Raw genomic sequence first — 12,199 nt, 5'->3', positions numbered from 1 at the left:
CTCTGGATTATACTGGATAATCAACACCCTTGGTGCTAGAAGTCAAAATGGAAATGATCAGGGTCCTGCCCGCTGCGCTCATTGCGGTTCAGCGCATCAATTTGCCTCATTTCTTCATCCGATAGTGTAAAGTCAAAGATGTCTGCATTGGCTGCAATTCGTTCGGCATGAACCGATTTTGGGATCGTAACGACCTCATGTTGCAAATCCCAGCGTAGAATTACCTGGACAGGCGTTTTGCCGTGTTTGCGAGCGATATTGTTCAGCATTGGTTCATCAAGCAGACGACCTCGCATCAATGGACTCCATGCCTCAAGTTGAATGCCTTTCTCTTTGCAGAAAATAAGCAGAGTTTTCTGTGTTAGCCGCGGATGAAATTCGACCTGATTAACCATCGGGATGATATGGGCACTGGTTAGCAAATCTTCCAAATGGTGCACATGAAAGTTGCTAACACCGATCGCGCGCACGAGTCCATCTTTGTACAATTTTTCCATCGCACGCCATGTTTCTTTATATTTTTCTTTCACAGGCCAATGAATAAGATACAAATCAAGATATTCTAATCCGAGTTTTTTCAGGCTTTCTTCAAAAGCGTATAGCGTAGAATCGTATCCTTGATTCGAATTCCATATTTTCGTCGTAATGAACAAATCTTCGCGCGGGATACCGCATGCTTGTATGGCTTTGCCGACGCCCCTTTCGTTGTGATAAAGAGATGCTGTATCGATACTTCGGTAACCGGCTTCTACCGCAGCCTTCACCGCCTGTTCGACTTCTTCGCCGTCCTGCGTTTTATAGACGCCAAGGCCCAGCCATGGCATGCGAACACCATTATGCAGCACTGCACAATCAGAAATGCTATGAATCATTAATGTTGCCTCCTCCTATGGTTCACCTGCTTTGCTCACGTTCATTTTATCACATGATAAATAACCTGTTACCATGATAAGTAGGCTAATAGGCTGCAATGAACACGCCTAATCCCAGAAGAGGAATTTTACGCTTTAAATATAAGGAAGAACTTTGTTGTAGATGCGGATAAGGTGCTGGAGATCATCTGTAGATAAGTGATCGCAAAAAAAGCTTAGTATTTGTTGTCGTCTACGCTGAAAACCTTGCAATGCTTTTTGTCCATCCTTTGTAATATCAAGCAAAACGATACGTCGATCTTTTTCCGAGCGTCTACGTGTTACATAGCCTAGCGAGATGAGGCGATCAGACAACCCGGTAACGGAAGGGAGGGTTATCTCAAGTTTTTCTGCCAAATCTGAAATTCGCTTCGGGCCATATATGGCGATATGTTCAAGAATGAATGCTTGTGAAGGAGATAATTCCTGCATGGGATTTTTGTACAGACTTGCTTTTGCTTTACGAAAAGTAATTTGAGAGGTGCGTTCCAACTCTCGCAGCAGATTGGAGCGTTCCTCGGTAAGCTCATATTCTACCATGATATGTCATCTCTTTTCTATATAAATTACACTTGATATTTTGACAGGGGAGTGTGGTTGGAAGGAGGAGATTCGGAAAGAAGAGGAGGGTGGATGTGCCCTGCGCTCCGGCAGAAGAAAGGCCAGAGAGTCTTTTTCCAACTGCTCCCACCACAAACATGTGTCGATTTATCAAATCAGATGTATATATGCAGAGTATATGTACTATGTTAGTGTGCTGATGTTTTCGGTGAATGGGACAAGTAATGGCTGGTAAGGGGAGAGTGTTAAATATTATTGTATATATAGTTAGGATTGTGAATAATTAGTAATAGTAACAATTATTTATTATATGTTGTTCTATAAAGTGTGTCAATCGGCTCGATTGGAGACATGAAGGGGCTCTAATCATTGTTGTGTTATGCATTGATCATATCGTATAGAAGACACGGAAAAAAAACATGTATATGAATTTTTTATCGATGATTCCATATCGAATCAATACTAAGGTAAGAAAGTAGTTGTATAATACATAAAGTATAGGTCTAAGGTATTCGATTGTTTAGTAGAGCACATCTCAAAAAAATTTCATCTGGAAATTATACAAGAATGTAGTAATATTTTCTTATCGAAGGTTTTTATTTTGCTAAAATTAGTAAGTAATAAGTATTATGCTATTATAAAAGTTTTGACATGCGGACATCCAGGAAGAGATAAGGTTTTTTCTGAAAGAAAGTAGGAGGTGGGTTCCGTGTTTCCTGCGGTAAATCAAATGGTCCAAATCATTTCCTTTAATGAGGGGAATGAAGAGAAAAAATATAAGGCACTTGTAGCGGACAGTACGAGCGAGCATATTATGCTCACCTATCCGATAGAGGAGAAAAGCGGGCGAACGTCGTTGTTGCTTGATGGCTGGACCGTGTATGTAAGCTATAATCATCCGGACGGGGCACAATATGAGTTTTTAAGTGTTATTGTGGGTAAGCAACGAGAAAATATTCCGATGCTCGTACTTCTCAAACCCGCTAAGGACAATATCCGGCGCATTCAGCGAAGAGATTATTTACGTGTGCCTGCAAAAGTCGAGCTGGAATTTTCGTGGCAGGCGCAAGACGGCCAGAAAACATATACCGGTCTTACGGTTGATATTAGTGGCGGCGGTATTAAGTTTGTTTGTAAGGCAGGCATCTCATTTCCAGAAGAAAATATAATTGCATGTCAGCTATACCTGCCAGAGGTTAATACCCAGAATAAGAAAACGAACCAAGAGCTTTGTATACCGCTAAAAGCGAAAATCATCCGTCAGCCGATGCCGGACGGGAACGGCTTACAAACCGTTGCCGTTACATATGAAGAGATTGCGGAGCTGCATCGGGAAAGAATTATCCGCTATTGTTTTTTCAGACAATTGGAAATTAGAAATAAAGGAGTACTGTAAATGGAAAAGCTCTCTTGAGAGGGCTTTTCTTAATGTGATAGTACATGGGCTTCTTATATTTCTGATTATTTTGTTAACAATCACATAATATTCATTAAAAGTTTAATAAACCGTTAATAATTCCCAACATTTTCTTAAAGCGTCTGTATTACAATAAATTGTGAAGAAGCGGAAGCACCTACCTTAAGGAGGGTAATAAAAAATGAAAGAGCAATGCGCAATTTGCGGTGAACGTACGGAAGAAACAAATGTCTGCCAGGTTTGTATGGATATCGAAGAGTTTGGCTACCCGTCGTTTCCGGCATACGCGCTGGCAGAGACAGAAGTACCACAGGTAGAGCAGAGGAAAGAAAAACGATTGCAGCTGGTCGGCTGACAGGTCAAGGGATAAAAAGGATATGAAAGAACCGTCTGGCGCTTGATGCAGGTGTAAAAATCTGTCCAAGCGCTTTTATCGTACGAATTAAGTAGTAAAATACTGCGTATATAATAATGCTAAACTGTTACAGTGCAGTTTTGCGTTCTGTCTTCCAATAATTTATAGTTAGAAGTGGAAAAAGCTAAAGTGAAGAAGGTGGAATGATGGAACGGACTGGGCTGGTGCTTGAAGGTGGCGGCATGCGTGGCGTCTATTCGGGTGGCGTGCTTGATTTTTTCATGGAACATGACATGTACTTTCCATACGTAATCGGCGTATCTGCTGGTGCCTGTCACGGTTCTTCATATGTTGCTAGACAAATCGGCCGCAACAAAAAAGTTACGATCGACTATATTGACCATCCGAACTACCTTAGTTATCGAAACTTGTTTCGTGAGAAGAGCCTGTTTGGTATGAAGCTGATATTCGACGAATTGCCGAACAGGCTGGTACCGTTTGATTTTGATGCGTTTTATGCATCGCCGCAGACTTTTATTGTTGGTACGACTGACTGCATGAGTGGCAATCCGGTTTATTTCTCTAAAGATTCGGCAGATATGCTTGCGGTGCTGCGTGCTTCGAGCAGCTTGCCATTCGTCTCGCCTATGGTTACGATTGATGGCCGGCCCCTGCTGGATGGCGGCGTTTCTGACCCAATACCCATTCGCAAGGCGATGGCAGACGGAAACGGGAAGAATGTTATTATCCTCACACGTAATCGGGAGTATCGCAAGCATCCGGAATTGGTAAATACACTGATTCGCCGCCATGAGGTTTATAACGATACACTCGCATACATTGATGAACTTGAACAGAAGGGAAAAGTGTTCGTTATCCGCCCGACGCAACCGCTTGTGGTCGATAGAATGGAGAAGAACAAAGAGAAGCTGTCCGCGTTATACGATCAAGGATACGAGGACGCACGGCGGATGGCTGATTCGTTAACAGAATGGCTTGCACACTAATATGCTTGACCCGATTCAGCCCATGGTCTGTATATGACAGGTCATGGGCTGTTTGATGTATTACGGTTTGGCCTTGAAGTGAACGATAGCCGTATATAACGGTCGTCCCGAATCCGGCGGGAAGCATACATGGTGTGTAACCGAATGTACTTCAAGCATAAGCACTTTGTTGTTTTCGATTTGTTCTTCGATTTTTCTCTCCAGCGTTTTTATATCATACGCTTCGAAGCATTCCACTTTGTCATGAATCCGTTCAAGTTTGAATTCCATTCGTCTCGTTCCTTTCTATCATGCTTTCTTTTTCATATTATACGGTTCTACCGATGAAGAAAAGAGGAGAAGCTACCTTCTGCCTTCATCTAGCAATTTCTGATAGAATAGAAAAAAACAGTGAACGAAATCGGGGGAAGTACAATGAAATTTTTTCATACGGCCGATTGGCATTTGGGAAAGATTATCCAATCCGTGTACATGACGGAAGATCAGGAATACATTCTACGCTGCTTTATTGATGCGGTAAGGGAAGAGAAGCCGGATGCAGTATTGATTGCTGGTGACTTATACGATAGGGCTGTGCCGCCTACCGAGGCCGTTGAACTGCTGAACTGCACATTGCATGAACTGGTTATTGAACTGAAGACACCGGTAATGGCGATCGCGGGAAATCATGATAGTCCGGATCGGATTGAATTTGGTAGCAGTATGATGCGAGAGCAAGGACTTTATATCTCAGGGCGTTATACTGGTGAGGATAATCCGGTAGTGCTGCATGACGAACACGGGCCCGTGCATTTTCATCTGGTGCCATACGCCGACCCGGGACGGGTGCGCAGTGTTCTGGATGACGAAACGATTCGTACACACGATGATGCGGCAAAAGCAATTACCAACCGTATCATAGAGAAGATGGATAATGGTGCCCGTCACGTATTTGTCGGGCATGCTTTTGTTACCTCTTCAGGTGAGAAGGAGGACATGGAGAACGCCAGTGATGCAGAGCGTCCGTTATCTATTGGTGGTGCTGAGTATGTGCATGCACGTTATTTTCATAAGTTTCACTATACGGCGCTTGGACACTTGCATCAGGCGCATCATGTCGGCGATGAGACGATCCGTTATGCCGGTTCTCCGCTTAAATATTCCATTTCGGAAGAGCACCATAATAAAGGATTCTATGTTGTTGAGATGGATGGACAAGGGCAAGTTCATGTCGAGAAAAGACTGCTTACACCGCGCAGGGATATGCGGAGCGTGCGTGCGTTGATTGATGAGCTGGAAACCCATGAGCGAAGCGAGGATTATGTGTTCGTTCAACTGCTTGACGAAAATCCGGTACTGTCTGCCATGGAGAGGGTTCGTTCGGTTTATCCGAATGCGATGCATGTTACACAGAACATTATGATAGCACAGGTTGAAGAGATTGGAGCTGAGCAGGTTGAAAAGGCAGAGAAGGATGACCTGGCATTGTTCCGCGCTTTTTATAAAGAAGTTAAGGGAAGCGAGTTAACGGAAGAGAAAGAGAGACTCTTCCGCGATGTACTCGAAGAAGTATTCGCGAAGGAAGGGGAGCGCGTATGAAGCCGATTCGGGTAACGATGACAGCTTTCGGACCTTACAAGCAGCAGGAGGTTATTGACTTCACGGAACTGGGCGAGCATCGTTTGTTTGCAATTTCCGGTACGACGGGCGCAGGCAAGACTACTATTTTCGACGCAATTTGTTTTGCCTTGTATGGGGAAGCAAGCGGAGAGGAGAGAAACGATTCGAAGTTTTTACGCAGCCATTTTGCCGAAGATGATGTGCATACTTCTGTAGATTTGGTATTCGAGCTGCGTGGTCGCCGGTATCGTGTGTTTCGTCAGCTTGGTCACATAAAGGAAGGAAATAAAACAGCAACAGGTGCGCAAATTGAACTGTATGAGATAACTAAAGGGAAGGAAGTGCCCTGTGTCGATCGGTTTGCTGTCCATGATATAAATGCAAAAGTCGAAAATCTGCTTGGGTTAACCAAGCAGCAGTTTAGCCAAATTGTTATGCTGCCACAGGGTGAATTCCGCAAGCTGTTGACATCGGATACAGAAAACAAGGAAGAAATTTTGCGTCGCATTTTTAAAACCGAAGCGTATCAGGCGGTTGTTGATGAGCTGAACCGGCGGCGTCGGGAAGCGGAAGAGCAGTGTCGCATCGGGGAGAAAGAGCAGGAGAAATACATAAGTCAAATTCTGGCCGTACTTCCGGAACGCACGGAGTCTCTGTTGTTTGAAACACTGCGCCAGCCGTACCGTAATCTCGATCAAATCATAAAAGGTCTTGATGAAGAGTACGCGTTTCATAATATGCAAGTTGCCATACATAAAACAGGTCAGTTGCAGGCTGAGGAAGCATACCGGAAATACAACGAGGCGTACCATAGCGCCCGCTCGGTTAATGAAAGGTTCGATGAGCTGGAGCGAAAGCGGGAGCGAGTAAGAGAGCTGGAGCAAAAGGTGCCTGTGATGGAGCATAAAGGGCAAACGCTAGCGCTTGCCGAGCAGGCGGCACGTATGGGGGTACATGAGGAGCAGTGTATTGCTACAAGAAAAGAAGAAGAAACAAAGCGGTTGGAACTCATTCAGGCGCAGCGGGCTGAGCAGGAAGCGAGAGAAGGATTGGTTCAAGCTGAACAAGTATACCGAAGGGAAGAAGCGGGAGAAGAAGTGCGGCAGACAGCATTTCGTGAAGCAGAACATCTGCGCGAGCTGCTGCCTTTAGTACAATCACTCACCCACAGAGAAGCCGAGCTTAAGGCGAGAAGAGAGCGAATGGAGAAGCTGCAGTTCCGACTTGTAGAGGCGGAGAAGGCCTGGCAGGCAGACAAAGAGAAAAAGGTCGCACTTGATACGGAAATTAAACAGGTAGAAGAGCGGATGAAGGAGCTAAAACCTAAGCAGGAACGCCTGGCAGACATGCGTATGCAGGTATATGCTCTGCAAAATTATGTGAAAGCGATCCAGGGAATGGACGCATTGACACGGGATGCAATCGATAAAAAAGCTGCATATGAAAAAACACGTGCGGAATTCGAGGTGTTGGAGAGACGCTGGATGGAAGGGCAAGCTGCCGTGCTGGCACAGCATCTGCATGATGGTGCGCCGTGTCCGGTCTGTGGTAGCATAGAGCACCCGAAAAAAGCTACGGCGCAAGACGGCGCCCTGACCAAGGAATATATTGAGGAAAGAAAACGTGAGAAGGAAAAGCAGGAAAGCTTGTTCCGCGAAGCGGAAGCGCGTCTGCTAGCTGAGAGAAACACGCTTACAAAGCTTGCGCACGAAATCGAGCAATACGGATTTTCGCCGGATACGGCAGTACAGAGATACCCTTTATTTGTAGAAGAGGGGCAGACGTTGAAAAAAGAAGTGGAAGAGCTCAAAAAAGACGAACAGCTTTTGAGTATGAGAAAGGAAGAGCGCGAAGCAACGGAGCGGAAGCTGGAGCTTCAGGTAGAGCAGAAGGCACGCCTGACAGACGAATTGAATACCGTTCGTATGGAGTACGAAAAAAATAATGTATTGTATCAGGCTGATTTGCAGAAGATACCGGAATCGTTGCAGGAGCTAGCGTGCCTGCAAGCCTCAATAAAGGAAGCTTCACATCGCAAAGAGATGCTTGAGACGAAGTGGAAGCAGGCGCAGGAGCGGTATCGCATAGCCTCGGAGAACGCAATCAAGGCAACGAGCAGCCTCCAGTATGCACAGCAGAAGGTGACGGAGGCGGTTGAGCGGACGGCGCAGGCTGAGCAGCGTTTTATCCGGGCGCTCAGCGAAGCGGGATTTGCAGACGAGGACGTATATCGGACAGCGAAACTGCCAGAGCCGGAACGACACCGCCTCAAAGAAGAACTTGAGCAATTCGCTTCCGAACGGGCAGCTGCGGGGGCACAGCTTAGCGCTTTGGAAGAGGAGCTCGCCGACAAGGAACGTGTTGATTTGGCGGAGCTGCTTGCTGAAGTAGAACGGCTTGATGCAGCGTGCAAGCAGGCACGCAGACAGTATGAGGACGCACTCGCCTGCTGCGAACGGGCGCGTGAGCTACAGAAACAAATAGAGGAAGCGGGGCAGAAATTTAAGGAATTGGATCAGGAGCGTGCAAGAATCGTTGATTTGTACAATATGATACGCGGCGAAAACCGACACAAAATCTCGTTTGAACGCTACCTGCAAATCGAATTTCTAGAGAAAATTATCCACATGGCCAATCAACGTTTATATAGGCTGTCAAACGGCCAGTTCCAGCTTCGGCGCAGTGACAGGCTTGAGAAAAGGGGGCGCCAGAGCGGCCTTGGATTAGATGTATATGATGCCTACACAGGATTGACAAGAGATGTGAAGACGCTATCTGGCGGAGAGAAGTTCAACGCTTCGCTTTGCCTTGCACTCGGTATGGCTGATGTGATTCAGGCGTACCAAGGTGGTATTTCAATTGAAACAATGTTTATCGACGAAGGGTTCGGTTCACTGGATGATGAATCGCTGCAGAAAGCGATTGATACGCTGATTGAGCTGCAAAGCTCCGGACGAATGATCGGAGTTATCTCGCATGTGCAGGAATTGAAGAATGCAATGCCGGCTACACTGGATGTACGGAAGACAAAAGAAGGCTTTAGCCGAACACGTTTCGTGCTGAAAGAGTAGAAGAAAGGAGGGAGTGCGATTGACGGAGCAATTGGCAAAGTGGGTACAAGCCTATTTGAGTGATCAGGAGGCTCTTGAACAGGCACAGAGAATTGATGAGCTGCGCAGAGCATTCCTTGCTCATTTCGGTGAACTTGAAGCGTTGCGCCGCAAAGAGATAACATTGCTGCAATTCAAGAAAACATTGGACCATAAAACGAAAAGCAAGCATCGAATCCATGGAAAAAAAACAAATATATGGGGATTCAGCGGATTCTCTGGACAAATGTTTTTTAACCAGATTTATAATCAGGCAGCATATGCAGACATGATGGTAGAGCTGACGAATGCATTTCTTGAGGCAGTCGAAATTCCACCTGATCATATGGAATGCGAGAGCTGGACACAGGACAAGCTTGCCGGCTTTGTGAATGTCATTCGTCAGACACAAAAAGCGGCGCTGGAAAAAGGATATCCGCCGCAAAAGTGCGCGTCCATCAAATTCGCGACTTTCTTTCTAAGCTTTTTCTGGGGATTGCAGGATCTTGAGCATTACCCGATTTATTATAAAGCAGATCGTGAAGCACTGGCGTACTTCGGATATGATTCGGGCGGCAGGGACAAGCCGTTCGACAGTTCCGCTTATTTCCGTTTCACCCGTTGTTTGCAGACGCTCCGTGACAAGAGTAGCCAATTAACCGGTAAAGCATGGAGCGTATCGGAAGTCCAGCATTTCTTGTTCTATGTTTCGCACCGTTTAGGAGAAACGAAGGCGATAGAAACTGCGGACACGGGAAATCTGCGGGAATCAAGAGCTGCACAGCGTCTTATCCGTCTGCTTCGTGAGCATAACTTCATTGTTTCGTATGCTGAAGAAGTGGAGAGTATACCGGATGATGTGCCGGAAGAGTTCAGGAACAAAGTTATTTGGCGATTTGCGGGTACGGAAGGAGAAACAACATGTGCATACGTGTTCGTTTGGGATATGCCTTCCGAGTATATTTGCACTGTTTACGAAGAGAATGAAGAAGGATTTTTGCGCAAGCTCTATAGTATTGAAGCGGAAGATGAACGAACCTTTCTGGCAAAGCTTCATGCGCATCTTTTGCGCAAGGGGGACGAATGGCGCCAGTATACGCTCGGCGACGCTGCAGCGGATGCGTACCTCGAACGGGAGATACTTGAGGAATGGCTTGATGTTCTTCATGAGCGAAAGCAGATGATTATATATGGACCCCCAGGTACAGGGAAAACATATATTGCACAACGATTGGCAAGAATTATGACCCAGAGCGAACGGCGAATCTGCCTGGTACAGTTCCATCCTTCCTACACGTACGAAGAATTCATTGAAGGTGTACGTCCGGAAGTTATCGAAGATGAGAGCGGGACTGCTCATATGAATGTGACTGTTAGACCGGGCATTTTTCTTGAATTGTGTAACGAGGCTCTTAAGCAGGAGAACCGGGATTGCGCGTATACGCTTATTATTGACGAAATGAATCGTGCCAACACAGCCAAAGTATTTGGAGAGCTATTGTATGCGCTCGAGTATCGTAATTCTGCTGTTCCGCTCCCATACTCGAAGAGCAAAATGGTTGTGCCTGACAATATATATATCATCGGAACGATGAATACGACAGATCGTTCGCTAGCCCAGCTTGATTTCGCATTGCGCCGTCGTTTCCCAGCTATATATGTGTCATCATGCGAGTCAGAGCGGGTTTTGCATAAATATTTAGAAGTACACCATTCCGACATGGCATGGGTGGCTAGGCTTGTTCGCCAGGTTAATGACAGAATTGGCAATCCCGATTTTTTTCTAGGGCATAGCTATTTTATGAATCGAAGCTTGAATCCTCAGAAATTACGACGTATCTGGAAGTATGAAATCATTCCGTATCTTGAAGAGTACTTTGCTTATGAGCCTGAACGGGTCCGGGAGTTTGAGCTGGATTCGCTGCTGGAAGGTGAGGAAAACGTCGGTGGGGATTAATAAAGTATTGTACCGCCTTAAGGAATATGAAACAGTGACCGGTGTGGTTCTTTCAACTGACAGTGTTGCACAATTGCGGAGGGGATTCGGGGTCGTGCTAACGCTTCGTCCAGGTCCTGGGGAAACATGGGACATAACTGCTTCCTCCTATGTTGGATGCATTGAGCTTTCTGATGCTATTTTTCATATCAGGCCCAAGCTTGCGGTAGGCACACTATGGGAATGGCTTACCTGGGCGTATGATATTTCTTCCTTGCGATTTCGACCTCCTGTGACGTCGGTGGATGAGCTTACAGGCAACTCCGAATGGCTTGTCCTGTTTTTTATTAAGGAGTGCTTTACAATATGGCGCAAAGGTTTGCGAACGGAATATGAACAGCAGGAGCAGACGCTGGATAAAATTCGGGGCCAGTTGCGGGTGGCACCGACGTTACAGCGTTGGATGAAGCAGGAGTACCGCTTCGTTTGTACGTACGATGAACCGACGCGGCAGGGAAAGGAAAACAAGCTGCTTTATGCCGGTATGCGGCATATGGCACAGAAGCGATATCGGAATGGAGAGATTAGGAGAGAACTTGAAAGGCTGCTTCGTTTGTTCGAATCAGTAGAGAAAGGACAGATGGATACGCCAGCATTGCCTGTCTCTGCTTCTGAGCAGGTAGCAGAGCTTGCACGTATTCGGATTACCCGTTTGAATCGACAGTATGTCCAGGCCCTTTCCTTGCTTGCACTATACTGGAAGATGACAGAGTTCTCCATGTACGAAGGAAATGTACTTTGTGATAGCTTTATACTTGATATGAATGAGCTGTTCGAGCGATATATTGCACGGCGTCTGGCGGAAGAGCTTCGTGTGCATGGCATTGAAGTGCAAGCCCAGCCCCTCCATTGGCTGGCTGAAGCCAACCGCCTGCGTATTATACCTGATCTCATTCTGAAAAATCGTTCAGGACGGGAAATCGTATTGGATGCCAAGTATAAAGTGCGAGGGGAAAGGTCAGGAAATCCGGATGTATACCAGATGCTCGCCTATATGACCGCGCGAAGTACATCTTCAGGAATCCTGCTATATGTGGCCGGAGCGGAGCGAGTCGATAAGATCAGAAACACGGACAAAAAAATATATCAATGGAGCCTTGGGGTAGATGAATGGACGGACCGAAAATCCCAGGATGAACGGTTTGAACGTATCATTCAACATATTGTTTCTATGCTGGAAGAATAGCCATTTTTTGTGTTCAATCGTTACATAATAAGATAGGGCATTATCGTTTCTTCGAATGTATTCAAAAGCCGTAGTCAG

At 45.9% G+C, this 12,199-nt stretch carries 10 protein-coding genes; 7 read left to right on the top strand and 3 right to left on the bottom strand.

Annotated features, from left to right (window positions below):
* Positions 1-35 precede the first annotated feature (35 nt).
* Both HMPREF0083_RS20225 and HMPREF0083_RS20220 read right to left on the bottom strand, forming a co-directional pair.
* Positions 36-872, bottom strand: a complete 837-nt coding sequence (locus tag HMPREF0083_RS20225) for an aldo/keto reductase (protein ID WP_021623595.1) — start codon at positions 870-872, stop codon at positions 36-38.
* A gap of 135 nt (positions 873-1,007) precedes the next feature.
* A complete protein-coding gene (locus tag HMPREF0083_RS20220) occupies positions 1,008-1,451 on the bottom strand; it encodes a MarR family winged helix-turn-helix transcriptional regulator (RefSeq protein ID WP_021623594.1) in 444 nt (147 codons plus the stop codon).
* Positions 1,452-2,181: 730 nt separating this feature from the next.
* On the opposite strand from HMPREF0083_RS20220, the gene HMPREF0083_RS20215 reads away from it, so the two are divergent.
* The 3 genes from HMPREF0083_RS20215 (at position 2,182) to HMPREF0083_RS20210 (ending at position 4,251) form a co-directional block, all read left to right on the top strand.
* Positions 2,182-2,868: a flagellar brake protein gene (locus HMPREF0083_RS20215; protein ID WP_040304086.1), complete on the top strand. Its 687-nt coding sequence runs from the start codon at positions 2,182-2,184 to the stop codon at positions 2,866-2,868.
* 202 nt (positions 2,869-3,070) lie between these two features.
* Positions 3,071-3,244, top strand: coding sequence for a hypothetical protein (locus HMPREF0083_RS28300; protein WP_021623591.1), 174 nt, complete (start codon positions 3,071-3,073; stop codon positions 3,242-3,244).
* 203 nt (positions 3,245-3,447) lie between these two features.
* The gene (locus HMPREF0083_RS20210) at positions 3,448-4,251 is read left to right on the top strand and encodes a patatin-like phospholipase family protein (protein WP_021623590.1); all 804 of its coding nucleotides are present in this window, start codon (positions 3,448-3,450) and stop codon (positions 4,249-4,251) included.
* 60 nt (positions 4,252-4,311) lie between these two features.
* Here HMPREF0083_RS20210 and HMPREF0083_RS20205 read toward each other — a convergent pair whose 3' ends face one another.
* Entirely contained in the window at positions 4,312-4,521 is a 210-nt protein-coding gene (locus HMPREF0083_RS20205; protein WP_021623589.1) for a YrzA family protein, read from the bottom strand.
* A gap of 144 nt (positions 4,522-4,665) precedes the next feature.
* Between HMPREF0083_RS20205 and HMPREF0083_RS20200 the strand changes: the two genes are divergently transcribed.
* The 4 genes from HMPREF0083_RS20200 to HMPREF0083_RS20185 are packed head-to-tail and all read left to right on the top strand — an operon-like array spanning position 4,666 to position 12,121.
* Positions 4,666-5,829 (top strand): exonuclease SbcCD subunit D, encoded by a 1,164-nt coding sequence (locus HMPREF0083_RS20200; protein WP_021623588.1) that lies wholly within the window; start codon positions 4,666-4,668, stop codon positions 5,827-5,829.
* On the top strand, positions 5,826-8,921 hold the full coding sequence (locus HMPREF0083_RS20195; protein WP_021623587.1) for an AAA family ATPase: 3,096 nt from the start codon (positions 5,826-5,828) through the stop codon (positions 8,919-8,921). Before HMPREF0083_RS20200 ends, HMPREF0083_RS20195 begins: the two co-directional genes overlap by 4 nt.
* A 19-nt stretch (positions 8,922-8,940) precedes the next feature.
* Positions 8,941-10,896 carry an McrB family protein gene (locus HMPREF0083_RS26595; RefSeq protein WP_051354741.1) on the top strand — a complete coding sequence of 652 codons (1,956 nt, stop codon included), beginning with the start codon at positions 8,941-8,943 and terminating at the stop codon, positions 10,894-10,896.
* Positions 10,886-12,121, top strand: a complete 1,236-nt coding sequence (locus tag HMPREF0083_RS20185; protein WP_021623585.1) for an McrC family protein — start codon at positions 10,886-10,888, stop codon at positions 12,119-12,121. Before HMPREF0083_RS26595 ends, HMPREF0083_RS20185 begins: the two co-directional genes overlap by 11 nt.
* Positions 12,122-12,199: the final 78 nt, after the last annotated feature.

This window comes from Aneurinibacillus aneurinilyticus ATCC 12856 (assembly GCF_000466385.1).
In the GTDB taxonomy this organism is placed as follows: Bacteria; Bacillota; Bacilli; order Aneurinibacillales; family Aneurinibacillaceae; genus Aneurinibacillus; species Aneurinibacillus aneurinilyticus.
Note: the sequence above shows the minus strand (reverse complement) of the source record. Positions and strands in the feature narration are given on the sequence as shown.